This window comes from Streptomyces fradiae ATCC 10745 = DSM 40063, from assembly GCF_008704425.1.
GTDB lineage: Bacteria > Actinomycetota > Actinomycetes > Streptomycetales > Streptomycetaceae > Streptomyces > Streptomyces fradiae.
This window is the reverse complement of record NZ_CP023696.1, coordinates 3,113,696-3,136,450: the sequence shown is the minus strand read 5'-3', so window position 1 is coordinate 3,136,450 and position 22,755 is coordinate 3,113,696. Positions and strand designations below refer to the sequence as shown.

22 protein-coding genes are annotated in these 22,755 nt (G+C 73.8%); 7 read left to right on the top strand and 15 right to left on the bottom strand.

The features are described from left to right. The first annotated feature begins 18 nt into the window (after positions 1 to 18). Together CP974_RS13875 and CP974_RS13870 are read left to right on the top strand one after the other, a co-directional pair. Positions 19 to 1,035 (top strand): bifunctional lytic transglycosylase/C40 family peptidase, encoded by a 1,017-nt coding sequence (locus tag CP974_RS13875; protein WP_031129403.1) that lies wholly within the window; start codon positions 19 to 21, stop codon positions 1,033 to 1,035. A gap of 148 nt (positions 1,036 to 1,183) precedes the next feature. Continuing rightward, positions 1,184 to 1,903: a phosphatase PAP2 family protein gene (locus CP974_RS13870; RefSeq protein WP_031129402.1), complete on the top strand. Its 720-nt coding sequence runs from the start codon at positions 1,184 to 1,186 to the stop codon at positions 1,901 to 1,903. Positions 1,904 to 2,049: 146 nt separating this feature from the next. Here CP974_RS13870 and CP974_RS13865 read toward each other — a convergent pair whose 3' ends face one another. Further along, positions 2,050 to 2,253 carry a hypothetical protein gene (locus CP974_RS13865; RefSeq protein ID WP_051839072.1) on the bottom strand — a complete coding sequence of 68 codons (204 nt, stop codon included), beginning with the start codon at positions 2,251 to 2,253 and terminating at the stop codon, positions 2,050 to 2,052. 155 nt (positions 2,254 to 2,408) lie between these two features. Between CP974_RS13865 and CP974_RS13860 the strand changes: the two genes are divergently transcribed. Both CP974_RS13860 and CP974_RS13855 read left to right on the top strand, forming a co-directional pair. Next, positions 2,409 to 3,359, top strand: a complete 951-nt coding sequence (locus CP974_RS13860; protein ID WP_085921512.1) for an SCO4651 family lipoprotein — start codon at positions 2,409 to 2,411, stop codon at positions 3,357 to 3,359. Positions 3,360 to 3,653: 294 nt separating this feature from the next. After that, complete coding sequence (locus CP974_RS13855) at positions 3,654 to 3,833, top strand: hypothetical protein (protein WP_031129399.1); 180 nt, start codon at positions 3,654 to 3,656, stop codon at positions 3,831 to 3,833. A gap of 61 nt (positions 3,834 to 3,894) precedes the next feature. Here CP974_RS13855 and CP974_RS13850 read toward each other — a convergent pair whose 3' ends face one another. Further along, positions 3,895 to 4,248, bottom strand: a complete 354-nt coding sequence (locus CP974_RS13850; protein WP_031129398.1) for a metal-sensitive transcriptional regulator — start codon at positions 4,246 to 4,248, stop codon at positions 3,895 to 3,897. A 190-nt stretch (positions 4,249 to 4,438) separates the two neighbouring features. Between CP974_RS13850 and CP974_RS13845 the strand changes: the two genes are divergently transcribed. Together CP974_RS13845 and CP974_RS13840 are read left to right on the top strand one after the other, a co-directional pair. Next, positions 4,439 to 5,059 (top strand): DUF47 domain-containing protein, encoded by a 621-nt coding sequence (locus CP974_RS13845; protein WP_031129396.1) that lies wholly within the window; start codon positions 4,439 to 4,441, stop codon positions 5,057 to 5,059. 6 nt (positions 5,060 to 5,065) lie between these two features. Beyond that, a complete protein-coding gene (locus CP974_RS13840; RefSeq protein ID WP_031129395.1) occupies positions 5,066 to 6,064 on the top strand; it encodes an inorganic phosphate transporter in 999 nt (332 codons plus the stop codon). A gap of 259 nt (positions 6,065 to 6,323) precedes the next feature. Here the strand turns inward: CP974_RS13840 and pstB are convergent, their stop codons facing one another. The 10 genes from pstB to mshD all read right to left on the bottom strand — a co-directional run bounded on the left by pstB (position 6,324) and on the right by mshD (position 16,838). Continuing rightward, a complete protein-coding gene (gene pstB, locus CP974_RS13835) occupies positions 6,324 to 7,100 on the bottom strand; it encodes a phosphate ABC transporter ATP-binding protein PstB (RefSeq protein ID WP_031129394.1) in 777 nt (258 codons plus the stop codon). A gap of 65 nt (positions 7,101 to 7,165) precedes the next feature. Next, positions 7,166 to 8,254, bottom strand: coding sequence for a phosphate ABC transporter permease PstA (gene pstA / locus CP974_RS13830; RefSeq protein ID WP_031129392.1), 1,089 nt, complete (start codon positions 8,252 to 8,254; stop codon positions 7,166 to 7,168). Next, positions 8,251 to 9,249 carry a phosphate ABC transporter permease subunit PstC gene (pstC, locus tag CP974_RS13825; RefSeq protein WP_031129391.1) on the bottom strand — a complete coding sequence of 333 codons (999 nt, stop codon included), beginning with the start codon at positions 9,247 to 9,249 and terminating at the stop codon, positions 8,251 to 8,253. The genes pstA and pstC overlap by 4 nt, the downstream gene beginning before the upstream one ends. A 105-nt stretch (positions 9,250 to 9,354) precedes the next feature. Then, complete coding sequence (pstS, locus tag CP974_RS13820) at positions 9,355 to 10,485, bottom strand: phosphate ABC transporter substrate-binding protein PstS (RefSeq protein WP_031129390.1); 1,131 nt, start codon at positions 10,483 to 10,485, stop codon at positions 9,355 to 9,357. A 591-nt stretch (positions 10,486 to 11,076) separates the two neighbouring features. Beyond that, positions 11,077 to 11,460 (bottom strand): NUDIX hydrolase, encoded by a 384-nt coding sequence (locus CP974_RS13815; RefSeq protein WP_031129389.1) that lies wholly within the window; start codon positions 11,458 to 11,460, stop codon positions 11,077 to 11,079. A 119-nt stretch (positions 11,461 to 11,579) separates the two neighbouring features. Continuing rightward, entirely contained in the window at positions 11,580 to 12,536 is a 957-nt protein-coding gene (locus CP974_RS13810) for a CHAD domain-containing protein (protein WP_031129387.1), read from the bottom strand. Then, positions 12,523 to 14,832 (bottom strand): RNA degradosome polyphosphate kinase, encoded by a 2,310-nt coding sequence (locus CP974_RS13805; RefSeq protein WP_031129386.1) that lies wholly within the window; start codon positions 14,830 to 14,832, stop codon positions 12,523 to 12,525. The genes CP974_RS13810 and CP974_RS13805 overlap by 14 nt, the downstream gene beginning before the upstream one ends. A 303-nt stretch (positions 14,833 to 15,135) precedes the next feature. After that, complete coding sequence (locus CP974_RS13800) at positions 15,136 to 15,327, bottom strand: hypothetical protein (protein ID WP_051839074.1); 192 nt, start codon at positions 15,325 to 15,327, stop codon at positions 15,136 to 15,138. A 52-nt stretch (positions 15,328 to 15,379) separates the two neighbouring features. Further along, the gene (locus CP974_RS30855) at positions 15,380 to 15,508 is read right to left on the bottom strand and encodes a hypothetical protein (protein ID WP_308425530.1); all 129 of its coding nucleotides are present in this window, start codon (positions 15,506 to 15,508) and stop codon (positions 15,380 to 15,382) included. 346 nt (positions 15,509 to 15,854) lie between these two features. After that, positions 15,855 to 16,838, bottom strand: coding sequence for a mycothiol synthase (gene mshD, locus CP974_RS13795; protein ID WP_031129382.1), 984 nt, complete (start codon positions 16,836 to 16,838; stop codon positions 15,855 to 15,857). Between the two features lie 186 nt (positions 16,839 to 17,024). Between mshD and CP974_RS13790 the strand changes: the two genes are divergently transcribed. Further along, on the top strand, positions 17,025 to 18,848 hold the full coding sequence (locus CP974_RS13790; RefSeq protein ID WP_037936927.1) for a bifunctional metallophosphatase/5'-nucleotidase: 1,824 nt from the start codon (positions 17,025 to 17,027) through the stop codon (positions 18,846 to 18,848). A gap of 213 nt (positions 18,849 to 19,061) precedes the next feature. Here the strand turns inward: CP974_RS13790 and CP974_RS13785 are convergent, their stop codons facing one another. The 3 genes from CP974_RS13785 to CP974_RS13775 form a co-directional block, all read right to left on the bottom strand. Continuing rightward, the gene (locus tag CP974_RS13785; protein ID WP_031129380.1) at positions 19,062 to 20,507 is read right to left on the bottom strand and encodes a HAMP domain-containing sensor histidine kinase; all 1,446 of its coding nucleotides are present in this window, start codon (positions 20,505 to 20,507) and stop codon (positions 19,062 to 19,064) included. Beyond that, a complete protein-coding gene (locus CP974_RS13780) occupies positions 20,504 to 21,241 on the bottom strand; it encodes a response regulator transcription factor (RefSeq protein WP_031129379.1) in 738 nt (245 codons plus the stop codon). Before CP974_RS13780 ends, CP974_RS13785 begins: the two co-directional genes overlap by 4 nt. Positions 21,242 to 21,478: 237 nt before the next feature. After that, positions 21,479 to 22,507 (bottom strand): S1C family serine protease, encoded by a 1,029-nt coding sequence (locus CP974_RS13775; protein WP_085921457.1) that lies wholly within the window; start codon positions 22,505 to 22,507, stop codon positions 21,479 to 21,481. Positions 22,508 to 22,755 lie beyond the last annotated feature (248 nt).

Genomic DNA, 22,755 nt, shown 5'->3' with positions numbered 1-22,755 from the left:
CCGTACGGGGGTTTGACGGTGCGTAAGACGTGGCTGGTGGGCGGGGTCGTCGTCGGCGCCTGCCTGAGTTTCGTCGCGCTGCTCGTCGTCGGGACCTACGTCGTCGCCGCCCAGCTCGGCGGGGCCGGAGGCGGGGTGCGGGGGGCCGTCGGGCTGGCCAAGGGCGCCGTGCCCGCCGCGTACCAGCCGCTCGTCCAGCGGTGGGGCAACCTCTGCCCGGCCGTCAACCCCGCGCTGCTCGCCGCCCAGCTCTACCAGGAGAGCGGCTGGAACCCCCGCGCCCAGAGCCACGCTCAGGCCCAGGGCATCGCCCAGTTCATCCCCGGCACCTGGGCCGCGCACGGCGTGGACGGCGACAAGGACGGCGACCGCGACGTGTGGGACCCCAACGACGCCATCCCCTCCGCGGCCTCCTACGACTGCTCCCTCGCGCAGTACGTGAAGGACGTCCCCGGCGACCCGACCGACAACATGCTCGCGGCCTACAACGCCGGCGCGTACGCGGTCATCAAGTACGGCGGCGTCCCCCCGTACAAGGAGACGCAGAACTACGTGCGCGTCATCCGCTCCCTGGAGAAGAGCTTCGCCCGGCCGGTCGCCCCCGTCGAGCCCTCCCGGCAGGCCGCCGGCGCGATCTACTTCGCCCAGAAGCAGCTCGGCAAGCCGTACCTGTGGGGCGGCGAGGGCACCGCCGCTGACGGCGGCCGGTTCGACTGCTCCGGGCTCACCCAGGCCGCGTACGCCACGGTCGGCATCGACCTGCCGCGCGTCGCCAACGACCAGTACAACGCCGGACCCCACCCCTCCCGCGAGGAGCTCCTCCCCGGCGACCTCGTGTTCTTCTCCGACGACCTGACCGACTCGCGCGCCATCCGGCACGTCGGCATGTACGTCGGCGGCGGCTACATGATCAACGCGCCCTACACCGGCGCGGTCATCCGCTTCGACAAGATCGACACCCCGGACTACTTCGGCGCCACCCGCGTGACGAGCGACGGGGCGCAGGCCCTTCCCCGGCGCGGAACTGACGCCTGATCGGGAGAGCCCGGCCGCCGAGCGGTGATCTCTCTTCGGTAACGTCGTGTGAGCGTTTCGTGGAGCGTGGAACGTACCCCTCACACACGTCGTTCCCTCGAAGGACCGCACCCACCTCACCGCAGCACAAGGCAAGGGGCCGCAGCGCATGGCCGGACTCGCATCGGACGGTACGAACCCCGATGTCAGCCTGCTCTACGACATCAACGGGCTGGCCAAGGCCGCCCCCGGCTGGTTCGACCGCGTCATGGGCTTCGTCGGCGAGTACGGCATCATGCTGGGCCTCGTCCTCGTCGCCGTGTGGTGCTGGTGGCGCGGCCGCAGCAGCGGCACGGCGGAGGACTCCGTCACCGCCGCCGCCGGGATCGTGTGGGCGCCGCTCGCCGCCGCGCTCGCCGTCCTCGTCAACGTCCCCATCCGCGGCTTCGTCGAACGGCCCCGACCGTTCCGCGACCACGAGGGGCTGGAGGTCCTGGTCCAGGGCAAGACGGACTACTCGTTCGTCAGCGACCACGCCACCCTGGCCATGGCCATCGCGGTCGGCCTCTTCATCGTGAACAAGCGGTTCGGCGCCGCCGCCATCGGCCTCGCCCTCGCCGAGGGCTTCTGCCGCGTCTACATGGGCGTCCACTACCCGACCGACGTCATCGGCGGCTTCGCGCTGGGCACCGCGGTCGCGCTGCTCCTCGCGCCCGTCGCGCTCGCCCTGCTCACCCCCTTCGCCTCCGCCGTCGCCCGCTCCCCGCGGGCCGGGGTGCTCGTACGGTCCCGGAAGGCCCCCGGAGGCGGGGGCCGGCACGAGACGGTCGCACTGGCGGACCCTCGCGGGGAAGCGGGCGGGGGAGGTGAGCGCGACCTCGCCGCGTAGGCGGTGACGGGGGCGTGGGGGCGGTGATCTCGCCGCGTGGGTGGTGGCGGGGCTGTGCGGGTGGTGATCTCGCCCCGTGGGTGGTGGCCGGGGCGCGTGGCCGAGGGGCCGCCCGGCTGACGGGGCGGCCCGGCCGGTGCCCGGTGTCACCCCGGCACGGGGTGCGCCTGTTCCGTCATGTTCATGTGCGCGGCGGCGTCCGCGCGGGCCCGTTCGCGGGAGCGGCGCGCGGGGCCCGACCAGCCGCAGGGGCAGCGGGCGAGGGCGAAGGCGCCGCGTTCGGTGGTGGTCGCCTGGTGCGGTGCGCCGCCGGTGGCCGGCGACGTCGAGGACACGTCATGCGAGTGCACCCGTCCACCGTACCGGCGGCGGGGGCCGCGCGGGCGTGACGGGCGAAGACAGCCGTCGTTAGGCGAGTGGGGCGTCCCCCGGTCGTCGAGACCGCGGGCCGAAGGCGGGGGTTCGGCAGGCAGCGGCACGGTGTTGGGGTAGGCAGGCGATGGCGATGGTGGTGCACAGGCGCACACGGGCGGTCGGCGCGGACGCCGTCACCGCCACCGCGGCGATGGTGGCGGCGGTTGCTGCGGTGCTGGCCGGTTGCTCGCCCGGCGGGGGCGCCGGGGCCGTGAGGCCGCCCGCCGGGAAGGTCGTCGCCGGGCCGGTGGATGCGGGCGAGGCCGGGGCGGCGGATGCGGGCGCTTCGGGGCCGGCGGGCGCGGGCGAGGCCGGGGAGGCCGGTGCCGGTGAGGTGGGCGGGGGGCCGCTCGGGGCGGTGCGCGCCGCGCCCGACCTGCTCGCCCGGTCCGGTACGTCCAGGGCCAGGACCGCGCTGGAGATGGTGACGGGCGGCACGCGGCTGACCATCGAGGGCGAGGGCGGGTACGACTTCCGCGCCGGGCACGGGCGGGTCCGGGTGCTGCTCCCCGAGGACGGCGACCGGCCGCGCCGGGCGATCACCGAGCTGTTCACGCCGGGCGCCCTGTACATGAAGGACCGGGGCGCCGGGGTGCCCGCCGACAAGTGGGTGCGGGTGGACACCACCACCCTCCAGGACGGCAATCTCGTCACGGGCGGGGCCACCGACCCGGGCGCGGCGGCCGAGCTGCTGCGCGCGGCGCGGAAGGTCACGTACGTGGGCCGGGTACGGGTGGGGGGCGTGCGGGTCGCGCACTACCGGGGCACGACGGACATCGGCGCCGCCGCGCGCGCGGCCGCCCCGTGGGCGCGGGGGGCACTGGTGGCGGCGGCGAAAGGGTTCGTCACGGACACGGTGCCCTTCGACGCGTACCTGGACGAGGCGGGGCGGCTGCGGAAGGTGCGGCACCGCTTCAGCTTCGCCAACGGGGAGCGGGAGGTGGAGGTGGCCTCCACCACGGAGCTGTACGCGTTCGGGGCGGAGGTGGAGGTGTGGCTGCCGCCGCGCGCCCACATCTACACGGGGCGGATCTCCACGTAGCCGCCACCGGGATGCCGCCCGGCCGCCGTGTCCCGGCCATCCGGGCTCGCACCGGGAGCCCGCGGGGGCGTGCGGGGGTCCCGCGGCCGGGTCCCGCGGCCGGGGGCCCGCGGCCGGGAGCCCGCGGCCCCGCCGGCTCGGGCGCGCGGCGCGCCGGGAGGGCCCGTGTCAGGGGGTGCGGGGGGCCGGTCGGGTGGGCCGAGAATGGTCCGGACGTGTCATGCGCGCTACGTGCTCCGCTCCCTACGCTGGGAAGCCGAACCCGGCCGGAAGAGGTGAACGCGCGTGGCCCCGCTGCTGCTCCTCACTGCGAAGACCCTCCAGGACCACGTGGCGCTCGCCGAGATCGAACTGTGCGGGGAGCTGATGATCGCCGCCGCGACCGCCGACGGGGAGCGGCTCAGCCGTGACCGGATCGACGAGGTGCTGAGGGTGTCCGCCGGACCGGAGGGCCAGGCCGCGCCGGTCTGCTGAGCGGTCGGTCATCGACCCGGTTATCGACCGGTCATCGATCGGTTTCGGACAGCCCCGGGCGTCACGTCCGCATCATCCGGGCGATGGCCTTCGTGGCCTCCTCGACCTTCGCGTCGATCTCGTTGCCGCCCCTGAGCGCCGCGTCCGCGACGCAGTGGCGCAGGTGCTCCTCCAGCAGCTGGAGGGCGAAGGACTGCAGCGCCTTCGTGGACGCCGATACCTGGGTGAGGATGTCGATGCAGTAGACGTCCTCGTCGACCATCCGCTGCAGGCCCCTGATCTGGCCTTCGATCCGGCGCAGGCGCTTGAGGTGCTCGTCCTTCTGCTTGTGGTAGCCGTGCACCGCGTGATCGTGGTCACCGTGGGTGCGGACGGGCTCGGCGACCGGCAGGCCGGCGGGCTCGGTGGTCGTCATGGGTCCTCCCGTTGTCCGCAAAGGGTGGGTATACCCCTCGCGGGTATATGTTACCGATCCTCGGGGGATTGTGCGGGGTCGGTTCAGTTCACCGGGCCCGATGGGCGACACTGAGAAACGCCGGTTCGCCGTGGCCGGATGATGCGCCTAGCATCAGCCTGACCGACCTCCATGCACCGAAGGACCCCCCGTGCGCTTTCGTCTGACCCCCCGGGAGACGAGCTTCTACGACATGTTCTCCGCATCGGCGGACAACATCGTCACCGGCTCGAAGCTCCTGATGGAACTGCTGGGAGCGGAGGCGTCCGCGAGGGCCGACATCGCGGAGCGCATGCGGGCGGCCGAGCACGCCGGGGACGACGCCACCCACGCGATCTTCCACCAGCTGAACTCCTCCTTCATCACGCCGTTCGACCGCGAGGACATCTACGCCCTGGCCTCGTCGCTCGACGACATCATGGACTTCATGGAGGAGGCCGTCGACCTCGTCGTCCTCTACAACATCGAGGAGCTGCCGAAGGGCGTCGAGCAGCAGATCGAGGTGCTGGCGCGGGCCGCCGAGCTGACCGCCGAGGCGATGCCGCACCTGCGGACGATGGACAACCTCACCGAGTACTGGATCGAGGTCAACCGCCTGGAGAACCAGGCCGACCAGATCCACCGCAAGCTGCTCGCCCACCTCTTCAACGGCAAGTACGACGCCATCGAGGTGCTGAAGCTGAAGCAGATCGTGGACGTGCTGGAGGAAGCGGCCGACGCCTTCGAGCACGTGGCGAACACGGTGGAGACCATCGCCGTCAAGGAGTCCTGAACCTCCGTGGACACCTTCGCACTGGTCGTGACCATCGGGGTCGCGCTCTTCTTCACGTACACCAACGGCTTCCACGACTCGGCGAACGCCATCGCCACCTCCGTGTCGACGCGGGCGCTCACCCCGCGGGCCGCGCTGCTGATGGCGGCGGTCATGAACCTCGCCGGCGCCTTCATGGGCAGCGGCGTCGCGAAGACCGTCAGCGAGGGCATCATCGCCACGCCGACCGGCGACAAGGGGATGGGCATCCTCTTCGCCGCGCTGGTCGGCGCGATCGTCTGGAACCTGGTCACCTGGTACTTCGGGCTGCCGTCCTCGTCCTCGCACGCCCTCTTCGGCGGCATGGTCGGCGCGGCGCTGGCCGGCGGGACGGAGGTCATCTGGGGCGGGGTCCTCGAGAAGATCGTCATCCCGATGTTCGTCTCCCCGTTCGTCGGCCTGATCATCGGCTACCTGGTGATGGCCGCCATCATGTGGATCTTCCGCAGGTCGGGCCCGCACAAGACCAAGCGCGGCTTCCGCATCGCGCAGACCGTCTCCGCCGCGGCCATGGCGCTGGGCCACGGCCTCCAGGACGCCCAGAAGACCATGGGCATCGTGGTGATGGCGCTGGTCATCGCCGACGTCGAGCAGTCCGGCGACCCGATCCCGCTGTGGGTGAAGGTCGCCAGCGCGCTGATGCTGTCGCTCGGCACGTACGCGGGCGGCTGGCGGATCATGCGCACGCTCGGCCGCCGGATCATCGAGCTGGACCCGCCGCAGGGCTTCGCGGCCGAGACGACGGCGGCGTCCGTCATGTACTCGGCGTCGTTCATGTTCCACGCGCCGATCTCCACGACCCATGTCATCACCTCGGCGATCATGGGTGTGGGCGCCACGAAGCGGATCAACGCGGTCCGCTGGGGCGTCGCCAAGAACATCGTGCTCGGCTGGTTCATCACCATGCCGGCCGCCGCCGCGGTGGCCGCGGTGAGCTTCTTCGCGGTACGGATCTTCTTCGGCTAGCGGTACGCCCCCGGCGGCCGGCGGTACGTCCCCGGCCGGTTCGGCCGGCGGGGTACGCCTCCGGCCGGAGGCGTACCCCGCCGGCCGAACCGGGCGCCCGGGAGGCACGTGCCGGGCGCGCTCCGGCCGGGCGCGGCGGGGGCGCCGCCGCGGGTGGAAGACGAGCGGGCCCGCCCTCTCCGGGAGCGAGAGGGCGGGCCCTTCGTCGTGCGGTGGCACCGCCATGCAGCACCGCACGACGCCTGTGGCGCGGGTCGGATCAGCCGAAGCGGCCGGAGATGTAGTCCTCCGTGGCCTGGACCGACGGGTTGGAGAAGATCCGCTCCGTCTCGTCGATCTCGATCAGCTTGCCCGGCTGACCCACCGCCGCGAGGTTGAAGAACGCCGTGCGGTCGGAGACACGGGCCGCCTGCTGCATGTTGTGGGTCACGATGACGATCGTGAACTGCTCCTTCAGCTCGCCGATCAGGTCCTCGATCGCCAGCGTGGAGATTGGGTCCAGGGCGGAGCAGGGCTCGTCCATCAGCAGGACGTCCGGCTCGACCGCGATGGCGCGGGCGATGCACAGGCGCTGCTGCTGGCCGCCGGAGAGGCCGGCGCCCGGCTTGTTGAGGCGGTCCTTGACCTCGTTCCAGAGGTTGGCGCCCTTGAGGGAGCGCTCCACGATGTCGCCCAGCTCGGACTTGCGGTAGCCGCCGTTCAGCCGGAGGCCGGCCGCCACGTTGTCGAAGATCGACATCGTGGGGAACGGGTTGGGCCGCTGGAAGACCATGCCGACCGTGCGGCGCACGGCGACGGGGTCGACGTCCTTGCCGTAGAGGTTCTGGTCGTCCAGCATCACCTTGCCCTCGACGCGGCCGCCGGGGGTGACCTCGTGCATCCGGTTCAGGGTGCGCAGGAAGGTGGACTTGCCGCAGCCGGAGGGGCCGATGAAGGCGGTGACGGAGCGGGGCTCGACGGTCATCGAGATGTCGTCGATCGCCTTGTGGTTGCCGTAGTACGCGGAGAGGCCGCTGACGTCGATTCGCTTGGCCATCTTCAATCACTTCCCAGTGTGCGCCGCGGTCGGGGGAGCCGGCCGCGGCGCCGGTTCTCGTGGCCTCAGCGGCCGGTCTTCGGGGCCTTCCAGCGGGCGATGCCGCGGGCCACCAGGTTGAGGATCATGACGAAGGCGATCAGGACGAGCGCGGCGGCCCAGGCGCGGGCCACGGCGGCGTCCGTACCGACGGCGTACTGCTCGTACACGTAGAGCGGCAGCGACGCCTGGGCGCCTTCGAACGGGTTCGGGTTGATCAGCTTCGTACCGAAGACGAGGAGCAGCACGGGGGCCGTCTCGCCGGTGATACGGGCGATCGCGAGCATGACGCCCGTGGTGATGCCGCCGATCGCGGTCGGCAGGACCACCTTGAGGATCGTCTTCCACTTGGGGACGCCCAGCGCGAGGGACGCCTCGCGCAGCTCGTTCGGGACGAGCTTGAGCATCTCCTCCGTGGAGCGGACGACCACCGGCATCATCAGGATGGCCAGCGCCATCGAACCGGCGAAGCCGGAGGGCCCGAAGCCCAGCATCAGGTTCCAGGTGGCGAGGATGAAGAGGCCGGCGACGATGGACGGGACACCCGTCATGACGTCGACGAAGAAGGTGACGGCCTGGGCGAGCCTGCCCCGGCCGTACTCGACGAGGTAGATCGCGGTGAGCATGCCGATCGGGGCGGCGATGACCGCGGCGATGGCGACCTGCTCGATGGTGCCGAGCAGCGCGTGGTAGACGCCGCCGCCCGTCTCGGCGTCGAGGACGCCGTTCATCGAGTGGGTGAGGAAGTACCCGTCGAGGACCTCCAGGCCCTCGCTCACCGTGACCCAGGAGAGGGAGGCGAGCGGGACGACGGCGAGGACGAAGCAGACCCAGACGAGGCTGGTCGCGACGCGGTCCTTGGCCTGGCGGGAGTTCTCGACCTTGGTGGTGATGGCGTACGTGGCGAGGACGAAGATCAGGGCGGAGAGCATGCCCCACTGGGTGCGGCTCTCCCAGCCGGCGGCGGCGCCGATGCCGACGCCCGCCGCGATGGAGCCGGCGGCTATCGCGGCCGGGGCCCAGCGCGGCATGCGCGCGTGGGAGAGCGGGGCGCGCCGGCGGGCGGGCGCGGTGACGACCGGGCGCTGGCGCTGGTCCTGGACGGCGTGGCTCATGCGTTGGCCCCCGAGTACTCCTTGCGGCGTCCGATGATCCAGCGGGCGGCGCCGTTGACCAGCAGCGTGATGAAGAACAGGACGAGGCCGGAGGCGATCAGGGCGTCGCGGCCGTACTCGTTCGCCTCGTTGAACTTCGCGGCGATGTTCTGCGCGAACGTGCCGCCGCCCGGGTCGAGGAGGCGCCCGGAGATGATGAAGCTCGGCGACAGGACGACGGCGACGGCCATCGTCTCGCCGAGCGCGCGGCCCAGGCCCAGCATGGAGGCGCTGATGATGCCGGAGCGGCCGAACGGCAGCACCGACATGCGGATGGTCTCCCACCGGGTGGCGCCGAGGGCCAGCGCGGCCTCCTCGTGCATGCGCGGTACCTGGAGGAAGACCTCGCGGGTGACGTTGGTGATGATCGGCAGGATCATGATCGCCAGCAGGATGCCGACGGTGAACATGTTCCGCGCGACGCCCTCGCCGGACTTGTCGAAGATGTACGTCCAGCCCATGTACTGGTCGAGCCACTTGTTGAGGCCGTCCAGGTAGGGCACGAGGAAGATCGCGCCCCACAGGCCGTAGATGATGCTCGGCACGGCGGCGAGCAGGTCGACGACGTACGCGAGGGGCGCCGCGAGCCTGCGCGGCGCGTAGTGCGAGATGAACAGCGCGATGCCGATGGCGACCGGCACGGCGATGGCCATGGCGATGATCGAGCTGACGATCGTGCCGAAGGCCAGGACGGCGATGCCGAAGACGGGCGGGTCGCCGGCCGGGTTCCACTCGGAGGTCGTGAGGAAGTTGCCCTCGTTGTCGGCGATGGCGAGGATCGCGCGGTACGTGAGGAAGACCGCGATCGCCGCCATGATCACCAGCAGGGTGATGCCGGAGCCGCGGGAGAGCCCGCTGAAGATCCGGTCACCCGCCTGGGAGGGGGCGGACGCCTTGGCGCGTGCGGTGTCGTTCCGCCCCGGGGGCGGTGGGGTGTGCGTGGTGGCTGTGGCCATCGTTGTGTTCTCCGGTCTGCGGAGCCGTGGCGGCTCCTGGCGGCGGTGCACCGGATGCCGGGGCCGGCCCGGCCCAGGGGTGAGCGGGCCGGCCCCGGCGGGTCCTCAGGAGAGGGTGGGGACGATCTCGCGGACCTTGGTCGCGATCTCGGCCGGCAGCGGGGCGTAGCCGGCGTCGGAGAGGACCTTCTGGCCCTCCTCGCTCACCGTGTAGTTGAGGAACGCCTTCAGGGTGGGCAGCGTCTCCGCCTTGTTGCCCTTGTCGCAGGCGATCTCGTACGTGACGAGGATGATCGGGTAGGCGCCCTCGGCCTTGGTCTTGTAGTCGAGGGAGAGGGCCAGGTCGTTGCCCGTGCCCTTGATCTTCGCGGCGGCGATGGCCTTGGAGGCGTTCTCCGTGGTGGCCTCGACCGGCTGGGCGGCGCCCGTGTTCAGCTTGACCGTGCTGATGTTGCTCGCGGTGGCGTAGGAGAGCTCGAAGTAGCCGATCGCGCCGTTGGTGTCCTTGACCGCGGCGGCGACGCCGGAGGAGCCGTTCGCGGCCTGGCCGCCGGGGGCGGGCCACGACTTGGTCTTCGGGTCGTGCTTCCAGTCGGCGGGGGCGGCCTCGCTGAGGTACTTGCCGAGGTTCTGCGTGGTGCCGGACTCGTCGGAGCGGTGGAAGGCCTGGATCGCCGTGTCGGGCAGCTTGGCGCCCGGGTTCAGCTTGGCGATGGCGGGGTCGTTCCACTTGGTGATCTTCGAGTCGAAGATCTTGGCGAGGGTGGGGGCGTCCAGGACGAGGTCGTCCACGCCGTCCAGCTTGTAGCCGATCGCGACCGGGCCGCCGACCATCGGGAGGTTGATGCCCTTGCCGCCCTTGCAGATCTTCTGCGACTCGGCGACCTCCTCCTCCTTCAGCGCGGAGTCGGAGCCGGCGAAGGCGACCTGGCCCTGGTTGAACTTGGTGATGCCGCCGCCGGAGCCGATGGCCTGGTAGTTGACCTCGACACCCGCGCAGGCCGCCTGGAAGTTCTTGACCCACAGGTCCATGGCGTTCTTCTGGGCGGTCGAGCCGGCCGCCAGGAGCTGGCCCTTGGCGTCGTCGCACTTGACGTTCGACGCGGAGGCGGTCTTCTTCTCCCCGGCGGGGCTCGCGTTGTCGTCCGAACCACACGCCGTGAGAACCAGGGCGCCGGAGACGACGAGGGCGCCGAGCGCGGTGGCGCGAAGCCCGGTCTTGCGATGAAGCTTCACTTTCGGGTGTTCCTTCCAGTAACCGCCGAGCTGGGTGAGCGCATGGCGTCGGTCCGCTGAGTGATCCGCGTCCATGGCCGGTTGTACGACGGCGTGTGTCGGGGTGGGTGGTGGTGGCGTCTGCCGGTCACCGTGTACGGCCGAAATTAGGCAGATCAGGTGAAGCGGCCGACGGGGGAGAGTGAACGCGAGGTGAACCGTGCCGTAAGCACCGGTGAGTACCGGCGCGTGGCGTCGCGCGGGCGCTGTGCGGGCGCTGTGCGGGCGCTGTGGTGCGCCCCATGCGCCTCTTGCGGCCCGTGCGGCTCTGTGGTGGGTGGGTGGCGCGTGCGGTTCTGGTGGGCTGTGCGGTGCCGTGGTGCGGGTGGCTGTGGGGTGCGGGCGGCTCGGCGGTGCCGTGGTGCGGGTGGCTGTGGGGTGCGGGCGGCTCGGCGGTGCCGTGGTGCGGGCGGTGGTGGTCGCGTGGTGCGGGCGGTGGGCCGTGTGGCCCGTGCGCCCCCGGGGGCGTACGGGGCTTGCGGCGGGCGGTGGCGGGCGCGAGCCCGTACGGCGGGGCCGGGCGCGAGGGGGCGCGGCGGGGCCGGGCGCGGGTCACGGCGCCGTGAGGAACCAGTCCACGACCGGCCGGTCCTGCGGGTGGGTGAGCAGGCGGCGGGCCTCCTCGGGCGGGAGCCACCGCACGGCGTCGACCTCCCGGCTGGGCGTGAAGGCCCCGGACGCGGCCCGCGCCGACCAGTACGCGACCTCCTTCTCGCGCGCCCCGGCCCGGTAGCGGACGGTGCCGAGGCGGGTGCCGGGCAGGCAGACGTGGCCGGTCTCCTCGCGGACCTCCCGTACCGCCGCCGCCAGCAGGTCCTCGCCGCGCTTGGCCTTGCCCTTCGGGAACGACCAGTCGTCGTACTTGGGCCGGTGGACCAGGCACAGCTCGACCGTGCCGTCCTGGGCGGGGCGCCACAGCACGCACCCGGCCGCCAGGACGACGGCCGGGCGGGCGCCGCCCCGGCCGGTCGCGGTGCCCTTGCCGTCCTTCCCGGCGGCCGGGCCGTCACCGGCCGCACGGCCTCTCCCGCCACCCGCCGCCCCGGCCGGCCCGGTCACGGGGCCGTCACCGCCGTGCGGCGCCAGGCGCGGTGGAAGGCGAGCCGGGCCGCCTCCACCTCGTGCCGCTGGTCCGCGTGGAGCACGCCCAGGGTGTACGCCGTCGCCGGGGCGATCCGGGGCGTGCGGGCGGCCGTCGCCGCGGCGGCGGCGGCCTCGGCGGCGTCCCGGTGCCGGTCCAGCGCGGTGGCCGCCTCGTACAGCTCGGGCGCCGGGGCGCACCGCACCTCCAGCGCGTACCGGTGCAGCCGCAGCAGCAGCCGCACCTGGTGCCAGGGGCCGTCCTGGTGCTCGCCGCCGACGGCGGGGCTCATCGGGAGGGCGCCCACGGCGTCCAGCAGCCGGCGCTCCACCGTCTCGGCCGGGACCGGCAGGATCTCCCCGGCGGGCGACGACGCGGCCGGACCGAACGGCACCTCCGACGCCAGCAGCGCCACCGCGTCGGCCACCGCGTGGAACCGCGACGAGCCCAGCGCCTCCAGGGCCGCCGAGTGGGCGCGCGTCCGGGCCAGGGTGAGCTGGCGTTCCAGCAGCGCGCCCGCGCGCGCGGCGCCCATGGTGATGGCCTCGCCCCCGGCGCGCGCCCCCGTGCCCCCGCGCGCCCCCCGCGGGGCCGGTACGGGGCCGCCCGTGAGCCGGTGCAGGGCGTCGACGAGCCGGACGAGGCGGGAGGTGCAGGCGTGCTCCTGGGCGAGCAGCCCGGAGAGCCAGGCCAGCTCGGTGCGCAGCCCGTCCGCCCAGGCCCCGTCCAGCAGGGGGCGGAAGGTGTGCAGCGTCCCGCTGATGCGGCGCGCGGCGGCGCGCAGGGACCGGGAGGCCTCCTCCGCGCCGGCGGTGTCGGAGCCGCTGCTCTCCGTGTGCGTACGGAGCGCCCGCAGGAAGTCGTTCGCCCGGGCGTGCAGGTACGGGGCCAGGACGGCACCCGCGGTCGCCTGGGGGTCAGGGTTGTGCACGTCGGCGCCTCCGGGCGTCTATGAGCATCTCCTGGACGTGCCGCAGCGGCCGGCCGTCCGCGTCGGTCGCGTGCCGGGTCCATTCGCCGTCCGGGCCGAGGTGCCACGACGAGGTCGTGTCGGCCATGCCGGTCTCCAGCAGGCGGGTGAGCGCCGCGCGGTGCGCCGGGTCGGCGACCCGTACCAGCGCCTCGATGCGGCGGTCGAGATTGCGGTGCATCATGTCGGCGCTGCCGAGCCACACCTCGGGTTCGCCGCCGTTGCAGAAGGCGAAGAGGCGCGAGTGCTCCAGGAAGCGGCCGAGGACGGAGCGGACCCGGATGTTCTCCGAGAGGCCGGTGACGCCGGGGCGCAGCGCGCATATGCCGCGGACCCACACGTCGACGGGGACGCCGGCCTGCGAGGCGCGGTAGCAGGCGTCGATGACGGCCTCGTCCACCATCGAGTTGACCTTGATCCGGACGTACGCGGGCCGGCCCGCCCGGTGGTGGACGATCTCCTTGTGGATGCGCGACACGAGCCCGTCGCGCAGCGACCGGGGGGCGACCAGCAGGCGGCGGTAGGTCTCGCGGCGCGAGTAGCCGGACAGCCGGTTGAACAGGTCCGACAGGTCGGCGCCGACCTGCGGGTCGGCGGTGAGCAGGCCGAGGTCCTCGTAGAGCCGGGCGGTCTTGGGGTGGTAGTTGCCGGTGCCGACGTGGGAGTAGCGGCGCAGCAGCTCGCCCTCCTGGCGGACCACCAGGGAGAGCTTGCAGTGGGTCTTCAGCCCGACCAGCCCGTACACGACGTGGCAGCCGGCCTCCTCCAGCTTGCGGGCCCACTTGATGTTGGCCTGCTCGTCGAAGCGGGCCTTGATCTCGACCAGGACGAGGACCTGCTTGCCGGACTCGGCGGCGTCGATGAGCGCGTCGACGATCGGGGAGTCGCCGGAGGTGCGGTACAGCGTCTGCTTGATCGCCAGGACGTCCGGGTCGGCGGCGGCCTGCTCCAGGAACGCCTGCACGGACGTGGAGAAGCTGTCGTACGGGTGGTGCAGCAGGACGTCCCGCTCGCGCAGCGCGGCGAAGATGTCGGGCGCGGACGCCGTCTCCACCTCGGACAGGTCGCGGTGGGTGCCGGCGACGTACTTGGGGTACTTCAGCTCCGGCCGGTCCTGCCCGGCTATGCCGAACAGGCCGGTCAGGTCGAGCGGACCGGGCAGCGGGTACACCTCGGCGTCGGAGACCTTCAGCTCCCGGACGAGCAGGTCGAGGACGTACGGGTCGATGGACTCCTCCACCTCCAGCCGCACGGGCGGCCCGAAGCGGCGCCGCATCAGCTCCTTCTCCAGGGCCTTCAGGAGGTTCTCGGTGTCGTCCTCCTCGACCTCCAGGTCCTCGTTGCGGGTGACCCGGAACATGTGGTGCGCCAGCACCTCCATGCCGGGGAACAGCTCCTCCAGGTGCGCCGCGATGACGTCCTCCAGCGGCACGTACCGCTGCGGGGACGCCTCCAGGAACCGCGACAGCAGCGGCGGCACCTTCACCCGGGCGAAGTGGCGGTGGCCGCTGACCGGGTTGCGCACGACGACGGCCAGGTTGAGGGAGAGGCCGGAGATGTAGGGGAAGGGGTGCGCCGGGTCGACGGCCAGCGGGGTCAGCACCGGGAAGATCTGCTGCCGGAACAGCGTGAACAGCCGGGCCTGCTCCTTCTCCGTGAGGTCGGCCCAGCGGACGAGGTGGATGCCCTCGTCGGCGAGGGCCGGGGCCACGTCCTGCTGGAAGCAGGCGGCGTGCCGCGCCATGAGCTCGCGGGAGCGGGTCCAGATCAGGTCGAGGACCTCGCGCGGCTGCAGCCCGGAGGCGGAGCGGGTGGCGACGCCGGTGGCGATGCGGCGCTTGAGGCCGGCGACCCGGACCATGAAGAACTCGTCCAGGTTGGACGCGAAGATGGCGAGGAAGTTCGCCCGCTCCAGGAGGGGCGTGGCGGGGTCCTCGGCCAGCTCCAGCACCCGCTCGTTGAAGGCGAGCCAGCTGCGCTCCCGGTCCAGGAACCGGCCTTCGGGCAGCTCGCCGCCGCCCCCCTCCCCGTCGTGGGCGTCGAGGTCCGGGTCTAGGCCGGGCCCGTGCTCGGGCCCCCGGCCGGACCCGCGGCCGGACCCGCGGCCGGGCCCGCGGTCGGCGGGCGCGGAACCGGGCGCGACGGCCCCGGTGGCGCCCCGCGACCGGTGCGCGGCTGTGGACCCCGCGGACGGCTGCGCGTGCGGGGCGGACGGCTGTACCTGCGGGACCGGGACCTCTGCGGGCTGCTGGCTCATGACACCATTCTTCCGCGCCAGAGCCAGGTCAGGCGCGTCGGAGCGGACCGTGAAGGCGGACACGGCGGGCTTCATTGGCCGAGCGTCGCAAGCGTGTCTGAATGACCGGTGACGATCACGTGACGTCCCGGCTGCGGAGGGGTGCGGGCGGGGTGTGTACGGGGCGGGCGCGCGCCCTCTCCGCACCGTGTCACCCTGCGTGCCACCGCCCCGCGCCGGGGCGCCGCCCGATCCTGTGGATCTGCCCGGAGAGGATGCGGTTTCGGCCTCTCCGGGCCCCGGCCGGCCTGGGAGCGTGCCCGCTCACTCCTCCCGTTCGCCGCGCTCCCGCCCGCCCTCGTACGGGCCGCCGAACAGCTCCAGTACGTCCGGCACGGGCGGGAAGCCCGGTGCGCACTCCCGGCAGGCGTACACGTGGCACCCGGGGCCGCTGTTCTGGTGCACCTCCGCGACGACGACGGGGGCGTCCGTGATCCGGTCGCAGCGCACGCACATGCGCACGCCGCCCTGCGCCCCGCCGCGCGGGTCCCCGCTCCGGGCGCCTCGCTCACCGGCCCGCCCCCGCCCCGTGCGGGACGCGCGCGTCCGGGTCGGCACCGAAGTCCGCCGCCAGTACGAGCGCGAGCCGCCGCCGCCGACGGGCGCTCTCCTCGAACCGGACCAGGTACGGGCGCACCAGCGGCCCCGCAGGGTCGTCGAACCGCTCCTCCCACCCGTACGGGGAACGGTGGGCCGGGAGCGGGGGAGCGGCGGGAGCGGTCCGACGGGCTCCTCCCGCCCGCCGAGGGCTCCGGGGGCGGCACGGCGGACGGCGCCTGACGCGGCCTCCGCCGGTCCCGTCCCCGGTCGCGCCGGCTCCCCCGAAGCCTGTGGGCCCCATGCGCGAAGACCCCCGCTCCGGGCCGGCAGGGCGCGAGGTGCGGGGGTCTGGAACCCGTCAGGACGGGTGCTTCGGCGCCACGGAAGGCGCCACGGGGGGCGCCACGGGCCGGGCAGTGCCCTCACGCGTGCGCGCCGTGCCCTCACGTCTCCGTGCGGTACATGAGATCGACCTCGTGGGTGGTGAAGCCCATGCCCTCGTACACGCGCAGGGCCGCCGGGTTGTCGGCGTCCACGTAGAGCATCGCCGTCGGCAGGCCCTGGGCCGCCAGGTGGCGCAGGCCCGTCGCGGTGAGGGCCTTGCCGAGGCCGCCGCCCTGCGCGTCCGGGGCGATGCCGACGACGTACACCTCGCCCAGCCGCTCCTCGGCGTGGACCTTCGTCCAGTGGAAGCCGACCAGGGCGCCGTCGGACTCGCGCTCCGCGAGGAAGAAGCCCTTCGGGTCGAACCACGGCTCGGCCTTGCGGTCGTCCAGGTCCCGCTGGGTCAGCGCCCCCTGCTCCGGGTGGTGGGCGAACGCGGCGGCGTTGAGCGCCAGCCACGCCGCGTCGTCCCGGCCGGGCACGAACGTGCGCACCGCGACCCCGGCCGGAAAGGCCGGCTCCGGGATGTCGAGCGGGGCCAGCGGGCGGCGCAGCTGCCGCAGCTCACGGAAGAGGGTGAGGCCCAGCACCTGCGCCAGGTGGCGGGCGGCCGGCTTGCCGCCGTGCGCCCACACCCGCAGCCGCTTGCCCGACTCGGCGAGGAGCGCGGAGCCCAGCGCCCGCCCGTGGCCGCGCCCGCGCATCGCGGGGTCGACGACCAGTTCGGCGGCCGGGGCCTCCACCGGGTCGGTGTCCTCCAGTTGGGCGTACCCGACGAGCCGGTCGCCGACGGAGAGCAGCAGGTGCCGCACGCCCTCGCGCCGGCCGCCGCCCTCGCCGGAGCCCCCGGCGGCGGCGTCCCGCGCGGTCAGGAACGCCTTGAGCTGGAGCCTGCCCTGCTCGGACACCGCCTGCATGCCGTCCGTGCGGGCGGCCTCGGCGATCAGGTCCAGGACGTCCCGAGCCTGCTCGGGGGTGAGCTCGTCGAAGATCTCGATGCGGCGTCCCGCCTCGGGGGCTGTTGCGCGAACGTCTGTGGTCATGGGTACGAGCCTACGGCGGCGCACCCGGCCGCGGGGGGTGATGGCAACCAGGTCGTAACCCGTTCCCCCCTGTTGCGCTACGCGCGTTGACCTTAGGCTGCGCTCGGCAGCAGACCAGGAGGCATGGCCGCGGCGTCACTTGACGGCACGTAAGGTCATGTGGTGTCAAAAGGGGAAATGCGGACAATGGCAGCTACACGACGCAGGAACCGGACGGGGCGGCGGATACTCGCCGCCGCGGCCGGAGTCGCCACGCTCGGCGCGCTGGTGGCGGCCCTCCCGGCCGGCGCCGCCGAGGAGGACGGCGCGGGCGGCTGGACGTACGGGAAGAAGGCCCACGGCCGCACCGTCGACGTGCAGCTCCTCTCCTTCAACGACCTCCACGGCAACCTGGAGCCCCCGGCCGGCTCCTCCGGCGAGGTCACCCACCGCCACGCGGACGGCACCACCGAGAAGATCAAGGCCGGTGGCGTCGAGTACCTCGCCACGCACCTGCGGGACGCCCGCAAGGGCAACCCGTACTCGATCACCGCCGCCGCCGGCGACATGATCGGCGCCTCCCCCCTGATCTCCGGCCTGTTCCACGACGAGCCGACCGTCGAGGCGCTGAACAAGCTGAAGCTCGACGTCAGTTCCGTGGGCAACCACGAGTTCGACGAGGGCGCCGCCGAGCTGGCCCGCATCCAGAACGGCGGCTGCCACCCCGTCGACGGCTGCGCCGAGGGCACCTCCTACGAGGGCGCCGCCTTCCCCTACCTGGCCGCGAACGTCACGGACGAGAAGACCGGCAAGCCGATCCTCGACCCGTACTTCGTGTGGGAGAGGAAGGGCGTCCGCATCGGCTTCATCGGCGTGACCCTGGAGGGCACCCCGGACATCGTCAACGCCGAGGGCATCAAGGGCCTGAAGTTCGGCGACGAGGTCGAGGCGATCAACAAGTACACGAAGGTCCTGGAGCGCCGGGGCGTCCGCTCCATCGTCGCCCTGATCCACGAGGGCGGCGCGCCGGCCTCCTCCGCGTACAACCACGACTGCGACAGCCCCGGGCCGGGCGACGGCATCTCCGGCCCCGTCGTGGACATCGCCAAGAAGCTCAGCCCGCAGGTCGACGCCCTGGTCACCGGCCACACCCACCAGGCGTACGCCTGCACCATCCCGGACCCGGCCGGCAAGCCGCGCACGGTCACCTCGGCGGCGTCGTTCGGCAAGCTCTACACCGACACGACCCTCACCTACGACCGCGCCACCCGCGACATCGTCCGCACCAAGGTCGCCTCCGCCAACCACGTCGTCACCCGCGACGTGCCGAAGGCGCCGGACATGACCGACCTCATCGCCAAGTGGAACGGCCTCGCCGCGCCCATCGCCGACCGCCCCGTCGGCCACATCGCCGCCGACATCGGCGGCCGCGGCTCCACCGCCTACGAGAAGCCGCTCGGCAACCTGATCGCCGACGCCCAGCTGGAGGCCCTCGCCCCGGCGGCCAAGGGCGGCGCGCAGCTCGCCCTGATGAACCCCGGCGGCATCCGCGCCGACCTGGTCCGCGCGAAGTCGGGCACCGAGGCCGTGGACGGCATCGTCACCTACGGCGAGGCGTACACCGTCCAGCCGTTCACCAACATGATGACCACGGTCGACCTGACCGGCGCGCAGCTCCTGGCCGCGCTCCGGCAGCAGGTCAGCGGCGCCAACGAGGCGTCCCCGAAGATCCTCCAGGTGTCGCGGGGCTTCACCTACACGCTGGACATGACGAAGACCGGCGCCGACCGTGTCGACGCCTCCTCGGTCCGGCTGAACGGGCAGCCGCTCGACCCGGCCGCGACGTACCGCGTCGCGATGAACGAGTTCCTCGCGGGCGGCGGCGACGGCTTCGCCGCCCTCGGCCAGGGCGCGAACAAGCTGGTCGGCGCCTCCGACCTGGACGTCTTCATCGCCTACCTGGGCAAGCACTCGTCGCCGGACGCCCCGCTGGCGCCGCCCGCGACCGGCCGGATCACGGTCAGGCAGTAGGAGCGGCAGCGCGGTGACGCGTACGTGCACGTGGTGACGCGTACGCGGACGTGGTGACGCGCACGCGGTGACGTGTTCGTGGCGGGGGCGGGCCCACTCGGGTCCGCCCCCGTTCGTCTGCCTGCCGGGGGTGACCGGACCGCGGCGCGGAGCACCCCGCACCGCGCCGCCGCACCTCCGCCGCCGCACCTCCGCCGCCGCACCCCCGCCGCCTCAGCCCCGCGGGCCGGCCGGCCCCGGCGGCGGTGTCGGCGCGCCCGGCAGCCGGATCTCCGCGCGGGTGCCGCCGCCCTCCGCGCGGACCAGCGCCACCGTGCCGCCCGCCTGCCGCACCGTACGCGCCACGATGGACAGCCCCAGCCCCGAACCCGGCAGCGACCGCGCCGACGGGGAGCGCCAGAACCGGTCGAAGACGTGCGGCAGCTCCTCCTCCGGCACGCCCGGACCGTGGTCCCGCACCGACAGGACGCCGTCCACCAGCCGCACCTCCACGGTCCCGCCCGGCGGGGAGAACTTGACCGCGTTGTCCAGCACGTTCACCAGCGCCCGCTCCAGCGCCGCCGGCTCCGCCCGGACGAACCAGGGCCGCACGTCCCGCGTGAACACCAGCTCCGGCCCGCGCAGCCGCGCCCGGCCCAGCGCCTGGTCCAGCACGTCGTGCAGCGCGACCACCTCCAGCCGGCCCTGCGCCACCGCGTCCGGCCTGGCCAGCTCCTGGAGGTCCCCGATCAGCGCCGCCAGCTCCGCGGTCTGGGCCTTCACGGACGCCAGCAGCGCCCGCCGGTCCTCCGCCGGCAGCGCCCGCCCGGACTCCTCCACGCGGGCCAGCAGCTCGACGTTGGTGCGCAGCGACGTCAGCGGCGTCCGCAGCTCGTGCCCGGCGTCCGCGATGAGCTGGGCCTGCCGGTCGCGGGACGACGCCAGCGCGCCGGTCATCGCGTTGAACGACCGCGACAGCCGGGCGATCTCGTCCTCGCCCTCGACCGGTATGCGCACCGTCAGGTCCTCGGTACGGGCGACGTGCTCGGCCGCGTCCGTCAGCCGGTCCACCGGCTTCAGCCCGGCCCGCGCCACCCACAGCCCCGCCGCGCCCGCGCCCACCACGCCTATCCCGGCCAGCGCCGTCAGCAGCAGGGCCAGCCGGCTGAGCGCCGCGTCCACCTCGGTCAGCGGGCGCGCCAGCGACACGGCGACGGGGACCCGCTGACCGGTCCCGGGCAGCGTCACCGTCTGCCGCACGGTGTGCACCCGCACGGCCTCCCCGCTGTCCGTCCGGGAGGTGTGCATCGCCTCCTCGGCGTCCCCCGCCGCGACCTCCACGTCCCGCGCCGTCACCCGCACCGCCCGCGAGTACCGGGCCACGCACCGGTCGCCGTCCGCCCCGACCAGCTGCGTGTACGCGAAGCCGGGGCGGTCCGGTACGGGCGGGTCCGGCGACACCCCGGCCCGGCACCGCACCAGCGCCTCCACCACCTGCTCCTGCGGCGCCGCCGTGTTCTCCAGCGACCGGTCCAGCTCCTCCAGCAGCTGCGCCCGCGTGAGCAGCCAGGCCGCCACCGACACCGCCGCCACCGCCACGGCCACCGCCAGCGAGGTCAGCAGCGCCAGCCGGGAGCGCAGCGGCAGGGCCCGGAAGCGCCGTACGGGACCGGTCGTCACTCCCCGCCCCCCTCCCGCAGCACGTACCCGACGCCCCGCACGGTGTGCACCAGGCGCGGCTCGCCGCCCGCCTCGGTCTTGCGGCGCAGGTACATCACGTACACGTCCAGGGAGTTGGAGGTCGGCTCGAAGTCGAAGCCCCACACGGCCTTGAGGATCTGCTCGCGGGTGAGGACCTGGCGCGGGTGCGTGAGGAACATCTCCAGCAGGGTGAACTCGGTGCGGGTCAGCTCGACCCGCCGCCCGCCGCGCGCCACCTCCCGGGTGGCGAGGTTCATCCGCAGGTCCGCGAAGGCCAGCACGTCACCGGGGTCGCCCGGCCCGGCGCCCCGCTCCGCGCCGCCCGCGGCGTAGGAGCTGCGCCGCAGCAGCGCGCGGATGCGGGCGAACAGCTCGTCCAGCTCGAACGGCTTCACCAGGTAGTCGTCGGCGCCCGCGTCGAGGCCGGTGACCCGGTCGCCGACCGTGTCGCGGGCGGTGAGCATCAGGATCGGCACGGTCGAGCCGGACGCCCGGATCCGCCGGGCGGCGGTCAACCCGTCCATGCGGGGCATCTGGACGTCCAGGACGACGAGGTCGGGGGCGTAGGCCCCGATCTTCTCCAGCGCGTCCACCCCGTCGTCGGCGGTCAGCGTCCCGTACCCCTCGAAGGCCAGGCTGCGCCGGAGCGCTTCGCGGACGGCGGGCTCGTCGTCGACGACGAGGATGCGGTCGGGCTCGGCGGTGGTGTTCATGCGCTTCAGCGTCGCACGCGGGCCGGGGGGCGGACACGGGCCAGGTGGCGCGTGCGGGCCGGGGGCCGGGCGTGGGCCGGGTGGCGGACGGGGACTTGGTGGTGGGTGCGGGCGGGGGGCCGGACGGGGGCCCGGTGGTGGGTGCGGGCGGGGGGCCGGACGGGGGCTTGGTGGTGGGTGCGGGCGGGGGCCCGGGTGCGGGTGGCGCGGGACATGGGGCCGGGTGCCGCGTACGGGTCAGGCGCCGCGGAGGGCGGGCAGGTCGGCCTTGACGGTGTTCACGGGGATGGCGAAGCCCAGCCCCACGCTGCCCGCCGCCGCACCGGCTCCCGCGCTCCGGCCGGTCGCCGCGCTCGGCGCGTACATGGCGGAGTTCACGCCGACGACCTCGCCCCGCATGTTGATCAGGGCGCCGCCGGAGTTGCCCGGATTGAGGGAGGCGTCGGTCTGGATCGCCTTGTACGTCGTCCGGTCCGCGCCCGCCGTACCGGACGGCTGCCGCGACGCGTCCGCGCCGCCGCCGTGGGACTCCCCGCCGCCGTGGGACTCCCCGCCGTAGCCGTAGGGCTCCCCGCCGTACCCGTACGGCCGGTCCGGCCCCGCACCCTTCCCGTCGTCCTTCGCGACCGTCACCTCCCGGTCGAGGGCGGAGACGATCCCGCTGGTCACGGTGTTGGTGAGCCCGCCGGGGGAGCCGATGGCGACGACCGGGTCGCCCACCCGGAGCGTGCCGGAGTCGCCGAGCGCCGCCGCCTTCAGGCCCTCGGCGCCGCGCAGCCTGAGCAGCGCCAGGTCCTTGTCCGGGGCGGTGCCGGCCACGTCGGCGGTGTAGGCGGTGCCGTCCGCGAGCCGCACCCGGACCTCGGACGCGCCGGCGACCACGTGGTGGTTGGTGACGACCTCGCCGTCCGCCGTGAGGATCACCCCCGAGCCGGTGGACTCCCCGGAGCCGGTCGCGGCCCTGATCTCCACGATGCTGGGCGACACGGCCCGCGCGACCTCGGCGACGGTGCCCGTCGCGGCGGCCCGCGCCGCCGTGGCGCCGGTGGCCGCGCTCGGGGCGGGCGCGGCGGGGCCGTCGGCGAGGCGCTGGGCCAGGGCGCCCGCCCCGCCCCCGACGGCGGCGGCCACGAGCGCCGCGGCGGCGACCAGCCCGACCGGCCGCCCGGCCCGCCGGCGCCGCCGCGGGCGCCCGGGGGCGGTCGCGTCGCCGGAAGCGGGGCGGGCGGTACCGGCGGTGGGGTGGGCGCGGTCGTGGTCCGTCATGCCGACGACTCTGCCGCCGGTGGATGAAAGGTTCCTGAAAGCGCCCTGAGAAGAGGTGAAGAACCCCGTCAGGGCCTCGTGTGTCCGGTGGGGATGCTCCGTGCCCAGGGGCCCGTGAGCCGCCCGAGGATGCCGGGGCCGCGAGGACGCCGGGGCGCGAGGGCGCCGGGGCGCGAGGACGCGGGGGGCGCGAGGACGCGGGGGGCGCGAGCGCCCGTGGACCCGTGGACCCGAGCACCCGTGGGCCT

Coding starts and splice junctions, on each gene's coding strand:
- pstA (WP_031129392.1), bottom strand. CDS start 8,254: ATGAGCCACGCCGTCCAGGACCAGCGCCAGCGCCCGGTCGTCACCGCG.
- CP974_RS13805 (WP_031129386.1), bottom strand. CDS start 14,832: ATGAGCCAGCAGCCCGCAGAGGTCCCGGTCCCGCAGGTACAGCCGTCC.
- CP974_RS13860 (WP_085921512.1), top strand. CDS start 2,409: ATGGTGGTGCACAGGCGCACACGGGCGGTCGGCGCGGACGCCGTCACC.
- CP974_RS13850 (WP_031129398.1), bottom strand. CDS start 4,248: ATGACGACCACCGAGCCCGCCGGCCTGCCGGTCGCCGAGCCCGTCCGC.
- CP974_RS13790 (WP_037936927.1), top strand. CDS start 17,025: ATGGCAGCTACACGACGCAGGAACCGGACGGGGCGGCGGATACTCGCC.
- CP974_RS13800 (WP_051839074.1), bottom strand. CDS start 15,327: ATGTGCGTGCGCTGCGACCGGATCACGGACGCCCCCGTCGTCGTCGCG.
- CP974_RS13870 (WP_031129402.1), top strand. CDS start 1,184: ATGGCCGGACTCGCATCGGACGGTACGAACCCCGATGTCAGCCTGCTC.
- pstB (WP_031129394.1), bottom strand. CDS start 7,100: ATGGCCAAGCGAATCGACGTCAGCGGCCTCTCCGCGTACTACGGCAAC.
- CP974_RS13775 (WP_085921457.1), bottom strand. CDS start 22,507: ATGACGGACCACGACCGCGCCCACCCCACCGCCGGTACCGCCCGCCCC.
- mshD (WP_031129382.1), bottom strand. CDS start 16,838: ATGACCACAGACGTTCGCGCAACAGCCCCCGAGGCGGGACGCCGCATC.
- CP974_RS13780 (WP_031129379.1), bottom strand. CDS start 21,241: ATGAACACCACCGCCGAGCCCGACCGCATCCTCGTCGTCGACGACGAG.
- pstC (WP_031129391.1), bottom strand. CDS start 9,249: ATGGCCACAGCCACCACGCACACCCCACCGCCCCCGGGGCGGAACGAC.